The organism is Methylobacterium variabile (assembly GCF_001043975.1).
GTDB lineage: Bacteria > Pseudomonadota > Alphaproteobacteria > Rhizobiales > Beijerinckiaceae > Methylobacterium > Methylobacterium variabile.
This window is the reverse complement of the sequence record NZ_LABY01000081.1, coordinates 39,453-54,389: the sequence shown is the minus strand read 5'-3', so window position 1 is coordinate 54,389 and position 14,937 is coordinate 39,453. Positions and strand designations below refer to the sequence as shown.

Annotated in this window: 12 protein-coding genes and 2 tRNA genes; 7 read left to right on the top strand and 7 right to left on the bottom strand. The window is 71.8% G+C overall.

The genetic code is table 11. The annotated features are described in order from the left end of the window. The first annotated feature begins 413 nt into the window (after positions 1 to 413). Complete coding sequence (locus VQ02_RS12960; protein WP_245239717.1) at positions 414 to 1,565, top strand: SDR family oxidoreductase; 1,152 nt, start codon at positions 414 to 416, stop codon at positions 1,563 to 1,565. Further along, entirely contained in the window at positions 1,562 to 1,885 is a 324-nt protein-coding gene (locus tag VQ02_RS12955) for a DMT family transporter (protein WP_048444609.1), read from the top strand. The genes VQ02_RS12960 and VQ02_RS12955 overlap by 4 nt, the downstream gene beginning before the upstream one ends. Here the strand turns inward: VQ02_RS12955 and VQ02_RS12950 are convergent. The 4 genes from VQ02_RS12950 to VQ02_RS12935 form a co-directional block, all read right to left on the bottom strand. Beyond that, on the bottom strand, positions 1,876 to 2,460 hold the full coding sequence (locus VQ02_RS12950; RefSeq protein ID WP_048444608.1) for a TetR/AcrR family transcriptional regulator: 585 nt from the start codon (positions 2,458 to 2,460) through the stop codon (positions 1,876 to 1,878). The two genes, VQ02_RS12955 and VQ02_RS12950, sit on opposite strands and share 10 nt — an antisense overlap. 58 nt (positions 2,461 to 2,518) lie before the next feature. Next, complete coding sequence (locus VQ02_RS12945) at positions 2,519 to 2,926, bottom strand: tautomerase family protein (protein ID WP_048444607.1); 408 nt, start codon at positions 2,924 to 2,926, stop codon at positions 2,519 to 2,521. Between the two features lie 97 nt (positions 2,927 to 3,023). Continuing rightward, on the bottom strand, positions 3,024 to 3,662 hold the full coding sequence (gene bluB / locus VQ02_RS12940) for a 5,6-dimethylbenzimidazole synthase (RefSeq protein ID WP_048444606.1): 639 nt from the start codon (positions 3,660 to 3,662) through the stop codon (positions 3,024 to 3,026). Beyond that, positions 3,659 to 8,515 (bottom strand): NAD-glutamate dehydrogenase, encoded by a 4,857-nt coding sequence (locus tag VQ02_RS12935; protein WP_048444605.1) that lies wholly within the window; start codon positions 8,513 to 8,515, stop codon positions 3,659 to 3,661. Before VQ02_RS12935 ends, bluB begins: the two co-directional genes overlap by 4 nt. Positions 8,516 to 8,666: 151 nt before the next feature. Between VQ02_RS12935 and VQ02_RS12930 the strand changes: the two genes are divergently transcribed. Then, on the top strand, positions 8,667 to 9,323 hold the full coding sequence (locus VQ02_RS12930; RefSeq protein ID WP_048444604.1) for a peroxidase-related enzyme: 657 nt from the start codon (positions 8,667 to 8,669) through the stop codon (positions 9,321 to 9,323). Between the two features lie 152 nt (positions 9,324 to 9,475). Beyond that, complete coding sequence (locus VQ02_RS12925) at positions 9,476 to 10,252, top strand: ABC transporter permease (protein WP_048444603.1); 777 nt, start codon at positions 9,476 to 9,478, stop codon at positions 10,250 to 10,252. 571 nt (positions 10,253 to 10,823) lie between these two features. Here VQ02_RS12925 and VQ02_RS12920 read toward each other — a convergent pair. The 3 genes from VQ02_RS12920 to VQ02_RS12910 form a co-directional block, all read right to left on the bottom strand. Beyond that, positions 10,824 to 10,908, bottom strand: a tRNA-Leu gene (locus VQ02_RS12920). Between the two features lie 173 nt (positions 10,909 to 11,081). Further along, positions 11,082 to 11,166: transfer RNA gene (locus VQ02_RS12915), tRNA-Leu, on the bottom strand. Positions 11,167 to 11,288: 122 nt separating this feature from the next. Further along, positions 11,289 to 11,594 carry a FliM/FliN family flagellar motor switch protein gene (locus VQ02_RS12910; protein WP_048444616.1) on the bottom strand — a complete coding sequence of 102 codons (306 nt, stop codon included), beginning with the start codon at positions 11,592 to 11,594 and terminating at the stop codon, positions 11,289 to 11,291. A 60-nt stretch (positions 11,595 to 11,654) separates the two neighbouring features. Between VQ02_RS12910 and lipB the strand changes: the two genes are divergently transcribed. From lipB to VQ02_RS12895, 3 genes are all read left to right on the top strand, one after another. Continuing rightward, positions 11,655 to 12,413 (top strand): lipoyl(octanoyl) transferase LipB, encoded by a 759-nt coding sequence (gene lipB / locus VQ02_RS12905; RefSeq protein WP_048444602.1) that lies wholly within the window; start codon positions 11,655 to 11,657, stop codon positions 12,411 to 12,413. Positions 12,414 to 12,488: 75 nt separating this feature from the next. Further along, positions 12,489 to 13,622 (top strand): ATP-binding protein, encoded by a 1,134-nt coding sequence (locus VQ02_RS12900; protein ID WP_053080354.1) that lies wholly within the window; start codon positions 12,489 to 12,491, stop codon positions 13,620 to 13,622. 190 nt (positions 13,623 to 13,812) lie between these two features. Beyond that, complete coding sequence (locus VQ02_RS12895) at positions 13,813 to 14,781, top strand: TIM44-like domain-containing protein (RefSeq protein WP_048444601.1); 969 nt, start codon at positions 13,813 to 13,815, stop codon at positions 14,779 to 14,781. The last annotated feature ends 156 nt before the right edge of the window (positions 14,782 to 14,937 follow it).

Genomic DNA, 14,937 nt, shown 5'->3' with positions numbered 1-14,937 from the left:
CGGCCGAGGTCGAGGCGCGGGTGCGGGCGGCGCGCTGCGAGCTCGTGCTCAAGCCCCTCAAGCCGGCTCAGCTGCGGGCGCTTCTCGCCCACCTGCTCACCCGGAGCTGAGCGCCGGCGCGGCCGCGCCGCGCATGGTTCCCGAGAGTTTTTTCCAAGGGTTTCCGGCCTCGGCCGCCGCCGTTCCTCGCGACGAGGAAGCGGTGGCGCTCACCTGCGCCTAGGCCAACCGGATTACGTCCCTCTGTTTCCATTGTATTTCTCGGCCGAATTTTACACGGATGGACTAATCATAACGAGAAATAGACGGTTGCGTGCGAGCAACATACTGCATGAATACGAGTTTGGTGCCGCTGGAGTGGATTTTCCGCCCGCTCATTTGTGGCATCTCTCCTGAGTGCGGGGAGGTCCAGCGTGGCACGGATATTACTGACGGGCGCAACCGGCTTTCTGGGCGGCGCCGTCCTTCATCAAGCGTTGAGCCGGCGCGACGGCGACGAGTGGGTCTGCCTCGTGCGCTGCGCCGACGTCGAGCAGGGACATCAGAGGCTCGCGGCGCGGCTGTCCCGCTTCACGGATCTCTTCACCGCCCACCGGCTCGCCCGGACGGTGACGATCGTGCCGGGGGATTTCACCCGGGCCGACCAGGATGCCGACCCGCGGCTCGACGGCGTGACGCACATCCTCCACCTCGCGGCCGACACGTCCTATCGCGGGGAGGAGCGGGTTTTCCGCACCAATCACCTCGGCACCCTGGCGCTCGCCCGGCGCACCCGCTCCATGCCGAAGCTCCAGCGCTTCCTGCACGTGGGCACTGCCATGAGCTGCGGCGCGGACGCGCCCTCCCTGGTGCGGGAGGCGCTGCCGCACCCGGAGGATCGCCATCTGGTCGCCTACACGGCCTCGAAGGCCGCGGCCGAGACGTCGCTCGCGGCCGAGTTCGCCGACCTGCCGCTCGTCGTGGCGCGGCCCTCGATCGTCGTCGGCCACTCGACCCTCGGCGCCGCCCCGAGCTCGAGCATCCTCTGGCTGGTGCGCGCCGCCGACCGGCTCCGCCTCCTGCCGACGGAGACCCGCACGGGCATCGACATCGTGCCGGTGGACTGGGCCGCCGCCGCGCTGCTCGCGCTCCTGCGCAAGCCCGGTCTCGCGCACAGCCTCTACCACGTCTCTGCCGGGGAGGAGTCGCTGACGCGCTGGCCGGACCTGTTCCGGGCCTTCGAGGCGGCCGATCCGGAGGGTGGCCCCCGCCACGTCGACCGCTTCGACTTCGCCGACCGGGCCGCCCTGCGCGAGCGCTTCGCCGCGACCTTCGGGCTCGACACAGCCCTGAAGCACGCGATGCTGCGCGCCACCCGGGCCTACTACATGTTCTGCGCCCTGGACTTCACCTTCGCGAACGACCGCCTGCGCGCCGAGGGCATCGCGGCACCGCCCGCCCTGCCGGACTATCTCGGCACCTGCCTCGCGAGCTCCAGCGAGATCGTCGAGCAGTTCGTCGACGATCTCGAGATGTTCACGGGTTCCGCGACGGCCGAGCCGCTGCCGCTCACGGCGACCGCATGAACCCGTTCCTGACCCTCGCGGTGGCGATCGGCGCCGAGATCACCGCGACCCTCGCCCTCAAGGCCGCGGACGGGCTCACCCGCCCGGGCCCGACCCTGCTCGTCGCCCTCGGCTACGGCACCGCCCTGTGGCTGATGTCGACCAGCATGGACATGCTGCCGATCGGGGTCGTCTACGCGATCTGGGCCGGGGTGGGCATGGTCGGTGCGGCGCTCGGCGGCGCACTCCTGTTCGGCGAGCCGGTGACCCCGCTGATGATCTTCGGCATCGGCGTCATCGCGGTCGGTGTCGGCATCCTGGCGGCGCAGGCTCACGCCTGAGAGCGGGTGACGGCGGCCAGCAGCTGCACGGCGCCGTCGATCGCCTCGCGCATCGCGCCCGGGTCCCAGTGCACTCGGGCGAGCACGTAGCCGCCCTCGACGACCGCGATCAGCACGGCCGCGAGCGCGGCGGGCTCGATTCCGGGCAGCAGGCTCCCGGCGGCCCTCGCCTCCTCCAGGCTCGCGCGCAAGGACGCCTGGATGCGACCGAGATAGGCCGCGACCGGCTCGCGCAGGACCGGCTCCTCCATGGCCGCCTCGTTGGCGAGGCGCGCGAGGCGGCAGCCGCGCAGGGCCTGCCGCTCCCGGGTCAGGTAGGCCCGGACGCGGTCGAGGGGAGGGGTGTGGGATGCAAACAGCGCGTCGACCGCCGCGATCTCCTCCTCGGCCATCTCGGCCAGCGCCGCGGCCGCGACCTCCCGCTTGCCGGGGAAGTGATGGTAGAGGCTGCCCTGGCCGGCCCCGCTGCGGTCGAGCACGTCCCGCGGGCTCGTCGCCTCGTAGCCGCGCTCCCAGAGCAGCGCCTTCGTCGCCGCGACGATCGCCTCGCGCTTCGATGATCCCTGCCGCGCCACGCCCGCCTCCTGTCGTCGAAGGGCGGTATGCCGCGGCCGGGCCCGTCAGGCCAGACCGTCAGGCCGTGGCCGCGAGATGGGGCGGGGCCGCGTCGGCGTAGTGCGCGATGCCGTTGCCGAAGGACCAGTTCTCCCGGGCGATCTCGACCAGGGTGACAAACACGTCCTCGGGCCGCACCCCGGCCGCGCCGAGGTTGTCGGCGACCGCCCGGAACAGCGCCTTCTTCTGCGCGACGCTGCGCCCGGTCGAGAGCTGGATCTGCACGATCACCAGCCCGTCGCTGCGGGCGACGCCGAGGTAGCCGGGATCGTAGATCAGGTCGTCGAACCGGCTCGACACGACCTGGAAGCGGTCGTCGGCCGGCACGCCGATGCTCTGGGTGAGGGCGGCGTGGACGGCATCCGCGATGGCGCGCCGCTCCTCGGGCGGGCGCTCGCGCTTCAGGGAGATATGGACCAGTGGCATGGAGAACCTCCGCGGCCGCGATGGCAGCGTGTCCGGTGTAGTGTACCTACTAGTATGTATCAAGCGCGGACGTGCACGTTTCGGGCCTTTTGGCGGTTCACCGCTCCAACAGCGCCGCTCCCCATTCCTCGCGCGCCTGCCACCCGTGGCGCACCAGCTCCGGGTCGGCGTGCTCCTCGGCCGGGTAGCCGACGCACAGGTAGGCGATCAGGCGCCAGGCCTCCGGCACGTCGAGGGCCGCCGTCACCTCCCCGGGGCACAGGATCGAGACCCAGCCGACGCCGAGGCCGTGGGCCCGGGCGGCGAGCCAGAAGGTGTGGATGGCGGTGACGGCGGAGTAGCGCAGCATCTCCGGCATGGTGGCGCGGCCGAGGCCGTGGCCGGCGCTCGTCCCCTCGTCGCAGAACACGGCGAGGTGGACCGGGGCCTCGCGCAGGCCGGCGAGCTTAAGGCGCCGGTAGGCGGCGGCCCGGTCGTCGTCGTAGCCGGCGGCGGCCTCGGCGTTGCAGCGCTCGAAGCTCGCGATCACGCCCTGCCGCCGGGCCGGGCCCGCCACCCGCACGAAGCGCCAAGGCTGGCTGTTGCCGACCGAGGGGCTGAGGCAGGCCAGCGCCAGGCACGTCCGGAAGGCATCCTCCGGCACCGGATCGGGGCGGAAGCGCCGCACGTCGCGGCGCCAGGCGACCAGGTCCGCGAAGCGGGCCCTGAAAACCTCCCCGAATTCCGGCGCGGTCATCGCCGGGCTAGGTCCCCGAGCAGGCTCGCCGCCACCGACACCTTCGAGACCGTCAGGCCCGAGGCGGCGATGGCCGCGACCGCCGTGCGGATGCGGGCGAGCGACGCGCCGCGGGCCGCGCTCCAGGCCTCGACCGCGGCCGCGCCCTCGGCCTCGAAGGAGGCGGCCTCGGCGGTCAGCGCCCGGTGGGCGCTGGCGATGCCGGCCACCGCCCGCTCGAGGGCGATGCGGTCGAAGGTGTCGGCCACCGGAACCGCCCGGGCGGCGGTGGACAGGGCGTTGAGGCGGAAGAGGTCGGCGAGCGCGAAGTGGGTCGCGGCGATCGTCTCCGGCGGGCGCCCGGTCGCCTCGGCGACCTGGACGATGTCCGGCGCCGCGCCGAGCTCGCCCAAGGAGGCGAGGCGGCCGGCCAGGGCCTCCGGCACGCCATGGTCGACGAGGGCGCGGATGCGCCGGGCGAGCGCCTCGGCGGCGGCCGGGGGCAGGGCGCCCGGAAGGGCGGCCGACACCGCCGCGATGCCGTCGCGGTAGCGCTGGACCGCGGCCTCGATGCCGCCGGGAGCGGCCTCGCCGTTGCGGATGAACCAGACCATGCGCTGGCGCAGCAGGTCCTGCAGCTCGGCGTAGAGGCCGAGCTGCTGCTCGCCCGCGATCGCGCCGTCGAGCCCGTCGACGGCCTTGTTGAGGTCGATCAGCCCGAAGGCGTCGCGGGTCACCGCGTAGGCGGCGGCGATCGCCGGGGCCTCGGCGCCGGTCTCGTCGGCGAGCCGGCTGACGATGGTCGGCCCGCCGCGGTTGACGATGGCGTTGGCGAGGCTCGTCGCGATGATCTCCCGCCGCAGGCGATGGCCCTGCACCGCGTCGGGGTAGCGGGCGACGAGGACCGGCGGGAACGAGCGCTCGAGCTCCCGGGCGAGGTAGGGGTCGTCCGGCACCGCACTGTCGAGGAGCGCATCCTTGAGCGAGAGCTTGGCGTAGGCGAGCAGCACCGCCAGTTCCGGCCGGGTCAGGCCCTCGCCGCCCTGCGCCCGCTCGGCGAGGGCGGCGTCGGCGGGCAGGAACTCGACGCCGCGGTCGAGGCGCCCCTCGGCCTCCAGCATCTGCATCAGCCGGGCGGCAAAGCCGGTCTCGGCCGCGGCGGAGCGCTGGGCCAGCGACAGGGCGAGGGTCTGGAGCTGGTTGTTGCGCAGCACCAGGTCGGCCACCGCCTCGGTCATGCCGGAGAGAAGCGCGTTGCGGCTCTCCGGGCTCAGGCGGCCGTCGCGCTCGGGGGTCGCCAGCGCGATCTTGATGTTGACCTCGACGTCCGAGGTGTTGACCCCGGCCGAGTTGTCGATCGCGTCGGTATTGAGGCGCACGCCCCGGCGGGCGGCCTCGATCCGGCCGCTCTGGGTCAGGCCCAGATTCGCGCCCTCGCCGACGACCCGGGCGCGCAGCTCCGCGCCGGTGATGCGGATCGCGTCGTTCGCCCGGTCGCCGGCCTCGTCGTCGCTCTCGGAGGTGGCGCGCACGTAGGTGCCGATGCCGCCGAACCACAGGAGGTCGACCGGAGCGCGCAGGATCGCCTGCATCACCTCGGCCGGGGTCGCCTCGGTCCGGTCGAGTCCCAGGCGCGCGCGAACCTGCGGCGACAGCGGCACCGTCTTGGCCTGGCGGGAGAAGACCCCGCCGCCGGCCGAGATCTTCGTGCGGTCGTAATCGGCCCAGGACGAGCGGGGGAGCCCGAACAGGCGCTTGCGCTCGGCGTGCGAGGCGGCCGGGTCGGGATCGGGGTCGAGGAAGATGTCGCGGTGGTCGAAGGCGGCGACGAGCTTGAGGCAGCGCGACAGCAGCATGCCGTTGCCGAACACGTCGCCCGACATGTCGCCGACGCCCGCGACCGTGACCGGCTCGCTCTGGATGTCGACGTCGACCTCGCGGAAGTGGCGCTTGACCGCCTCCCAGGCGCCCCGGGCGGTGATGCCCATCTGCTTGTGGTCGTAGCCCTGGCTGCCGCCAGACGCGAAGGCGTCGCCGAGCCAGTGATGCGCCTCGATCGAGAGGGCGTTGGCGACGTCCGAGAAGGTGGCGGTGCCCTTGTCGGCGGCGACCACCAGGTAGGCGTCGTCCTCGTCGTGCCGCACGGTAGCGGGCGGCGGGACGATAGCGCCGTCGACGATGTTGTCGGTGAGCGCGAGCAGCGTGCGGATGAAGACCCGGTAGCTCTCGGTGCCCTCCTGCATCCAGGCGTGGCGGTCGGAGGGCGGGGGCAGGCGCTTGGGGAAGAAGCCGCCCTTGGCGCCGACCGGCACGATCACGGCGTTCTTGACCTGCTGCGCCTTGACGAGGCCGAGGATCTCGGTGCGGAAATCCTCCGGCCGGTCCGACCAGCGCAGGCCCCCGCGGGCGATGTAGCCGAAGCGTAGGTGCACGCCCTCGACGCGGGGGCTGTAGACGAAGATCTCGAACAGCGGCCGCGGCAGCGGCATGCCGTCGACCTTGGCGCAGCGGAACTTGAACGCGATGGTGTCCGGCGGCAGGCCGTTGCGGCCGATCTGGAAGAAGTTCGTGCGCTGGGCCGCCTCCACCAGGTTGACGAAGCGGCGCAGGATGCGGTCCTCGTCGAGGCTCGTCACCCCCGCGAGGTCGGCCTCGATCTCGGCCCGCACCGCCTCCTGGGCCGCGCCCCGGTCGCCCTCGCGGCGCGGGTCGAAGCGGGCGTAGAACAGCGCGACGAGGCGCCGGGCGAGGTTCGGGTGGCGCGCCAGCGTCGCCGCCAGGTAGTCCTGGCCGTAGCGGATGCGCAATTGGCGCAGGTAGCGGCCGAGCGCCCGCACCAGGGCGACGTCGCGCCAGCCGAGCCCGGCCTCGAGCACCAGGCGGTTGTAGGCGTCGGACTCGGCGAGGTCGCGGGCGAGCGCCAGGAGGGCGGCCTCGACCAGGCCCTCGGCCGCCGCCACGTCGACGGGGCCGCCGGTGGCGCGCTCCAGCACCATGTCGTGCAGCCAGACCCGGGCGCCGGTCCCCTCGGGCTTCAGCCGGTAGGAGCGCTCGTCGATCACCCGGAAGCCGAGATTCTCGAGCACCGGCACCCGCTCGGACAGCGGCAGGGCCTGACCGCGAGAGAAGAGCTTGAGGCCGACCCGCGTCTCGGGATCGCCGGGCCGGCGGAAGAGGTCGACCGCCCGGGGCTGTCCCTCCGAGATCCGCTCCAGGATGGCGATATCCGGCAGGGCCTGGGCGCCCGTGTACATCTCGCGGTAGCCCGCCGGGAAGGCGTCGGCGTAGACGGCGGCGAGCCCGCGGGCGTCGCCGCCGCGGGCCTCGGCGAGGGCCTCGCGCAACGAGTCGGCCCAGGTGCGGGCGAGGTCGACGATGCCGGCCTCGAGCCTCCCCGCGTCGATCTCCTCGGGCGGGGCGCCGGGCGTCGCCACGATGACGTGGAGGCGCGCGAGGGGCCCCTCGGGATAGTCGGGATAGACCGCCGAGAGGCGGCCCCCGAGGGCGTCCGCCAGGTAGGCGCCGATCCGGGCCTGGAGCTGCGCGTCGGTGCGATCCTTCGGCAGGTAGGCGATGAGGGAGATGAAACGGCCGAACTTGTCGGGCCGCGCCAGCACCCGCACCCGCGGCCGGTCGGCGAGGGAGACGATGGCGAGCGCGAAGCGCAGCAGCAGGCCGGGGTCGATCTGAAACAGGTCGTCGCGCGGGTAGGTCTCGAGCACGTGGACGAGGGAGCGCCCGGCATGGCTCGTCGGGTCGAGGCCGGCCCGGTTGAGCACCGCGACGATCTTGCGGCGCAGGTACGGCACCTCCTCGGCCCGGCTCGCATAGGCGCTGCCGGTGAACAGGCCGACGAGGCGCAGCTCGCCCGAGGGCCGGCCCGGATGACCGCCCTCCCGCGTGAACAGCTTGACGCTGATCAGGTCGAGATGCGCCCGCCGGCGCACCCGCGAGCGCAGGCTCGCCTTGGTGACGAGCAGCGCCTCGGGCCCCTCCAGGAAGGCGCGGATCTCCGGCGTCACCGCCACCATGGCGTCGCCGCGCCGCAGCACCTCGACGGCGGGGTCGCGCAGGAGGCCGAGCCCGCTCTCCGGCACGCCGGCGTGATCGGCGCTCCCCTCGTCCCGGTACTCGCGCAGGCCCAGGAGCACGAAGTGCCCGTCCCGCAGCCAGTCGAGGAAGGAAGCGGCCTCGGCCGTCTCCTCCCGCGAGAGCGGCGTCGGCGCGTCGTAGGCCGCGGCCGCGGCAGCGAGGCGGTCGAGCATCGCCTCGTGATCCTCAGCCGCCACGGCGACGTCGGCGTAGACCCGGGTCAGGCTCGCCACGAGCGCCGCGCGGGCCGTCTCGTCGTCGATGCGGTCGAGGTGGACGTGGATGAAGCTCTCGCGGGCCAGGCCCCCGGCCTCGCCGCCGGCTTCCTGCGCCGTGGTCTCGCCGACGACCCGCACCAGGGCGCCGTCGGCGTCGCGCTCGACGCCGAGGATCGGATGGGCGACGAGGCGGGGCTGGTAGCCGCGCTCGACCAGCTCCGCCAGGGTCGAATCGAGCAGGAAGGGCCGATTGGCGTTGACCGCCTCCAGCACCGTGAGGTCGCGCCGGCGCCCGCCCTGCATCACCTCGACGTCGCTCAGGCGCACGGCGCTCACCGTCCGGCCCGGCCGGGCGGCGGCGAGGTGTTTGCGGGCGGCGAGGGCGAGGTCGGCCAGGGCCTCGGGCGGGTAGGCGGTCAGGTCCTCCGGCGCGACCCGGCCGTAGAGGTCGCGGACGAAGCCGCCGGGTCCGCCCCGGTCTTCCGCCCTCGCCGCCGCGGCGGCGATCAGGTCGGTGCGGCTGGCCTTCGCTTCGGGGGTCGCGGTCGCGGTCGAGGGTTCCACGTCTGCTCGTCCTCTGCCGAGGTTGACGGTCGGAGCGGTGGCACAGCGGGTCGGCCCCCGCAACCCCAGCTTCGCGGAAGCCAAGTGCCCGGCCTCGCGTGGCCGGGGTAAACTGCTATAGCTGCCCCGGAAGAACTGGGAGAGCACGGGCATGGCCGGGAGCAGGAAGCGGGCGGCGGCTCAGCCGGAGGTCGGCGAGCGGCCGGCGCCCCAGGAGGCTGAGGGCGCCGTGATGGCCCTCGATCTCGCGCCGTCCCCGGACCTGTCGCCGGAGATGCGGGCCTACTTCGACAAGTGCCGCGAGAAGATCGGCTTCGTGCCGAACGTGCTGCTGGCCTACGCCCACGACAGCGCCAAGCTCGAGGCCTTCGCGGCGCTCTACAACGACCTGATGCTGGCGCCGTCCGGCCTGTCGAAGCTCGAGCGCGAGATGATCGCCGTGGCGGTCTCGAGCGTGAACCGCTGCTACTACTGCCTGACCGCGCACGGGGCGGCGGTGCGCAGCCTGTCGGGCGATCCGGTCCTCGGCGAGATCATGGCGATGAACTACCGCGCCGCCGACCTCTCACCCCGCCACCGCGCCATGCTCGACTTCGCCGTGGCCCTGACCGAGGCGCCCTGGACCATCGAGGAGGAGGACCGGGAGGCCCTGCGCGACGCCGGATTCGGCGAGCGCGACCTCTGGGACATCGCCGCGGTGGCGAGCTTCTTCAACATGTCGAACCGCATGGCCTCCGCCGTCGACATGCGCCCGAACCGGTCCTACCACGGCGACGCTCGGACCCTGCCCGACCTGTCGGAGACCTGAGGCGCCGGTCACCCGGTTGCCGCATTGTCGACCTAGAGCGTCCGCCGACGAAGCGGGGTCCGGTTCGTCGCAGCGGAAATCGGCGTGATCCGGAGAGCCGAGCGTTTGGGCCTCACGCCTGAGCGTGGCCGGAGGCGGGACGGGAGCAATCGATGGCGAACCAGGCGAAATCAGTGCTCGATGTCCAGCTGGACGTGCTCGGCGCGATGATCCTGCGCGACATCCGCACCCGGTTCGGCGGTACGATGTGGGGCTACAGCATTGCCGTCGGATGGCCCTGCGCTCACATCCTGGTCATCACCGGGTTCTACGTGATCCGGCGCATGCCTGTGCCGATCGGTGACAACATCGTGCTGTTCGCCGTCTCTGGGTTGGCTCCCTATATCATTTTCAACTACATGTCCCGAAAGATGATGGAGGGGCCGGCACAGAACAGGCAGTTGATCTATTTTCCTCAGGTCAAGTTCTTCGACGTTGTCATGTCGCGCGCGCTCGTCGAAATTTGTACGAGTGCGCTGAGCATTTCGTTGGTCTTTTTTGTTGCCGTCTGCTTCGGGGCGCAAATTGTCCCCCGAGACTCGTTCGCGTTCTGCGAGAGCATGTTGCTCGCACTCTTCTTCGCATTGTCGATGGGATTCATGAACGTGTTCATCTCTCAGATGTTCCCGCCCTGGAACCTGGGTGTCATCGTTCCTTCGCTCCTTATGTATTTTACCAGCGGAGCGTTCTTCGTCACCGAGTCGATGCCGCAAGCCCTCTACGAGTACGTGCAGTGGAATCCTCTCATGCACATCGTCAAGGTCTGCCGATCGGCCTTCTATCCGAACTACGGTGCGGACGCCTCGGTTCTGTACGTCCTCCTTGTCAGCGGAACGTTGTCGCTGATCGGGCTTCTGGGCATCCGCTTCGTGGTGCCGCGCTTCTTCTGAAAACTGACGACCATGCCAGCGCGGAGTGCCGGGCGAACGTGAGCGGTTTTCCCCGCGCCATGACACTTGCCGTTGCCTCTCGCCGTCGGCCGACCACCCGAGCGGGGGCGGCCTCGGCCGCAGGAATGCAATCGCTCGACGCGAGTTCCATGGCCTCCGCTTCCGCCGGGGCGTGCGGCCCCAAGCTGCGGCTTGTCAGCTTTCCGTGACGATCGGAGAGTGAAGGATGTCGTCCCGGTTGTCATCGACGCATCAGCGCGGTCACCGAGGCGCTGGGTGCGCGGAGGGAAGGGATGTCCTGGCCGGGTCGAGGTTCTGGTCACGCGCGGAAAACCGTAGCCGTCCGTCGCCGCGACTTCCGCTTGCTCAGGAGTGGACCGTCATGCGTGAGGAGCCGGGCGATCGGGGCAAGGCGGCGTCAGCGCCGCCAACCATCCCACGATGATCCATCGCAATAGCAGGAGTTTCGGCGGATTTCCTGCCTCAGGGAGCCTCTGGCTGCTGTACCGCGTGCCAGGGTTATTGCCGCAGTTCTTGCAGGACCATCCGGCTTTCTTCAACGGAAGTAGGATGGTGCGGCCGAGAGGACTCGAACCTCCACTGGTTGCCCAACTAGCACCTCAAGCTAGCGCGTCTACCAATTCCGCCACGGCCGCGGAGAGCGCCGGACATCGAAAACTAGTCCGGACAGATCTGAAACAAAATCAAGAACAACCACAAAGACCATCAAAGGTCCAACGCTTCGGCAACCTCGACCGGTTCGTCGTCTCGATCACCATCGAGCCGCCTTCGCCGGGTTCGGTCTCCATTCTACCCTTCGCGGAGAGAATGGTGCGGCCGAGAGGACTCGAACCTCCACTGGTTGCCCAACTAGCACCTCAAGCTAGCGCGTCTACCAATTCCGCCACGGCCGCGGAGCGCTTCGTCTCGCCGGAAACGGCGGGGCGGGGGTGAGACCCGTCCGAAGCGAGGCTGCGAATACCAGCCCCCTTCCGGGGACGCAAGCGCCCCGATGCGGATCTGGCAAACATTCTCGTCAGAGGGCATCCGACAGGGTGGTGAGCAGGGAGGCGGCGCCGTCGCCGATGCGGATGCCGGGCTCGCGCACGACCTCGGCCTTGCGGATCAGCTCGGTCACCTCCACGGAGATGCGGTTGCCCGTGACCACGATCTGGCCGCGGGCGATCGGGTGGTTGTTGGCGAGGATCTCGACCATATCGGTGTCGGTGGATTCGAGCTCGATCACCGCGCCGCGGCCCATGCGCAGCAGCATGTGGATCGGCATCCGGGTCCGCCCGAGCACGACCGCGAGGTCAACCTTGAGAATGTCGAGGACCGCCAACGGACGCACCCACCCTGACCAAGAACCGATGCGCGAAGTTTCCGATCTTATGGTGAAGCCTTGGTAAACGTCCGGCTCGAGACCGCCCCGGGTTCCCTCCTGCCCCGGCTCGGGAGCCCTCCCGTCGAGTGGGTGGTGCGCGACGCGCTCCTCGACTATCACGAGGCCGAGGCGGCGATGGAGGCGCGGGCCGCGTCCATCGCGGAGGGCCGCGCCCTCGAGCGGGTCTGGCTCGTCGAGCATCCGCCGCTCTACACCGCCGGCACCTCGGCGAAGGCGGCCGACCTCGTGGCGCCGGAGCGCTTCCCGGTCCACCGCACCGGCCGGGGCGGGCAGTACACCTATCACGGCCCCGGGCAGCGCGTGGCCTACGTGATGCTCGACCTCAACCGGCGGCGGCCGGACCTGCGCGCCTACGTGGCGGCGCTCGAGGCCTGGCTGATCGCGACCCTCGAGGCGTACACGGTGCGGGGCGAGCGCCGGGAGGATCGGGTCGGCGTCTGGGTGCGCCGGCCGGAGAAGGGGCCGGGCGTCGAGGACAAGATCGCGGCGATCGGCATCCGGGTGCGGCGCTGGGTGACGTTCCACGGCGTCAGCCTGAACGTCGAGCCGGACCTGTCGCACTTCTCCGGCATCGTGCCCTGCGGCGTGCGCGAGCACGGCGTCACCAGCCTGGTCGATCTCGGCCGCCCGGTGACCCTGCCCGAGGTCGACGCGGTTCTGCGGGCCCGCTTCGAGGCGATCTTCGGGCCGACGGTCCTCGTCGACGACGATGGCCGCGGCGTGGTTTCCACGCCGCCCGGACTTGCTCTAGAGTGACGGACCAGACCGCGGAGACAGCCCGGCCGCCGCGGGGCGAGCGGTCCTGGCCCGCCCCACCACGGAGGCCCGCCCGTGCCGGATGTCCTCGCGCCGGCGCCCGCTGCTGAGACGCCGGAGGATGCCGGAGCCCTGTGCGCCGCGCTGGCGGCCGCGCCGCTGCCGTCCCTGCTGGTCGCGTCCGGCCCCGAGGGCGACGTGCGCTTCGCCAACCCGGCCGCCGGAGCCCTCCTCGGGGACGGCCTGCCTGCCGTCGCGGCTCTCGCCGCCGATGGCGAGGCGGAGGCGACCCTGCGCGCCCTCCTGGCCTCGGGCGGGCCGGCGAGCGCCGAGGCGCTGCTGCGCCGGCCCGACGGCGCGACGCTCTGGGCGGTGCTTCACCTCTCGCCGGTGCGGGAGCCCGGGGCCGACCGCCTGGTCCAGATCGTCGAGACCTCCCGTTGCCGCGACCTCGAGGCGGCGCTCGGCCTGGCGCAGCGGCGGGAGGCCCTGGGCCAGCTCACCAACGGCGTCGCGCACGAGTTCAACAACCTGCTCCAGATCCTGGTCGGCTACGTCGACGGCCTGCGGCGGCGGCTCGGCGAGCATCCGGACGCGTTCGTCCAGCGGGCGCTGAGCCGCTCGACCGACGCGGCCGAGCGCGCCTCCTCCCTCACCCGCCACCTCCTGGCCTTCTCCCGCAAGCACCGGCCGGAGCCCCGGGCGGTCGACCTCAACGGGCTGCTGGGTGCCTTCCGGGACCGGGCGACGGGCCTGCTCGGCCCCGCGATCGCCCTCGACCTCGATCTCGCCGAGGACCTGTGGATCGCCTGCATCGATCCGGTCCAGACCGAGTTGATCCTCCAGATCCTGCTGCGCAACGCTGGCGAGGCGATGCCGGCGGGCGGGCGCGTCGCGATCGCGACCCGCAACCACGGCGGCGAGGGCGTGGCGGTCGACGGGGCCGCGGGCCGTACCGTCGAGCTCAGCGTCTCGGATACCGGCAGCGGGATGACGCCAGAGGTGCTGGCCCGGGCGCTCGAGCCGTTCTTCACCACGCGCGAGCCTGGCCGCGGCACCGGCCTCGCCATCCTCAATGCCCTGGTCAAGCGCCAGGGGGGCGCCGTCGCCCTGCGCAGCAGCCCCGGCGAGGGCACCCGCGTGCGCCTCACCTTCCCGGCGGCCGAGGCGCCGCGGGTGCGCCCGTCACGAAGTGCCGCCCTCCGATAATCCCTGTCATCTCAAAAATTTCCCGCTTGGCAGACCCTTCTCCGATCGGTGAATCTTCGCCGCGTATAGTTACGACCCGGAAGGCATCCGACGCGATGCCTCTCTTCTACTGCGCCACCCGTGCCCCCATATGTGCGTAAGGGGGGAACGGACGCCCCTCACTGGTGATTGCACGAGGCGATACGAACCGATGATGACCACCTTCACCCGCGGCCGCCGGACGGCGGTGGCCTTCGGCCTGGCGGCCTTGATGGCCGTGGCGGCGACGGCCGGCGAGGCGCGTCCCGGCAGCGGCTCCTCGATGGGATCGCGCGGCTCCCGCACCTACTCGTCGCCGGCCCCGACCACGACCGCTCCCGGTGCCCCGGCGCCGATGCAGCGCTCGATGACGCAGCCCGGCTCGCAGATGGGGGCGCCCGCGGCGCCGCAGCGCCGCTTCGGCGGCGGCTTCTTCGCTGGCCTGCTCGGTGCCGGCCTGCTCGGCGCGCTGATCGGCGGCGGCTTCTTCGGCGGCCTCGGCGGCATCGCGTCGTTCCTCGGCCTGCTGCTTCAGGTCGGCCTGTTGATCGGCGTGGTCCTGCTGGTCGTGCGCTTCTTCCGCCGCCGCCAGGCCCAGCCGGCGATGGCGGGGGCCTACAACCGCAGCGGCCCGGCCGCCGGTCCCGGCGGTCCCCTCGGTGGCCTGGGCGGCGGCCTGGGTGGTCTCGGTGCCGGCCTCGGCGGCGGCGCGGCCGCGCCCGCCCGTCCGGCCCAGCGCGACGAGGTCGGCATCGGCCCGCAGGACTTCGACGCCTTCGAGCGTACCCTGACCCAGGTCCAGCTCGCCTACGGCGCCGAGGACGTCGCCACCCTGCGCCGCCTCACTACGCCGGAGATGGCCGGCTACTTCACCGAGGAGCTGAAGGCCAACGCGTCCCGCGGCCTGGTCAACCGGATCGCCGACGTGAAGCTGCAGCAGGGCGACCTCGCCGAGTCCTGGCGCGAGGGCCCGGTCGACTACGCCACCGTGGCGATGCGCTACACCCTGCGCGACGCGCTGATCGAGCGCGCCAGCGGCCGGGTCGTCGAGACCAACCCGCCCGAGGCGACGGAGGTCTGGACCTTCCTGCGCCAGCGCGGCGGCCAGTGGGTGGTCTCGGCCATCCAGCAGAGCCGCTGACGCCCGCATCGCGGAAGAGAGACGCTCTCTCCGCACCCTTCGCGAAGCCCCCGATCCCGCCCGGATCGGGGGCTTCGTCGTTCTCATACCAACGGTCATTGGGGATGACCGTCGGTTCCGGTCTCGAATTTTCACCAAGCCCCTGGCTTGGTGTCG

Bases quoted from the DNA above. Each gene is read 5' to 3' on its own strand.
- bluB (WP_048444606.1), bottom strand. From the start codon at position 3,662: ATGACCGCGCCGGAATTCGGGGAGGTTTTCAGGGCCCGCTTCGCGGAC.
- VQ02_RS12945 (WP_048444607.1), bottom strand. From the start codon at position 2,926: ATGCCACTGGTCCATATCTCCCTGAAGCGCGAGCGCCCGCCCGAGGAG.
- VQ02_RS12930 (WP_048444604.1), top strand. From the start codon at position 8,667: ATGGCCGGGAGCAGGAAGCGGGCGGCGGCTCAGCCGGAGGTCGGCGAG.
- VQ02_RS12895 (WP_048444601.1), top strand. From the start codon at position 13,813: ATGATGACCACCTTCACCCGCGGCCGCCGGACGGCGGTGGCCTTCGGC.
- VQ02_RS12925 (WP_048444603.1), top strand. From the start codon at position 9,476: ATGGCGAACCAGGCGAAATCAGTGCTCGATGTCCAGCTGGACGTGCTC.
- VQ02_RS12955 (WP_048444609.1), top strand. From the start codon at position 1,562: ATGAACCCGTTCCTGACCCTCGCGGTGGCGATCGGCGCCGAGATCACC.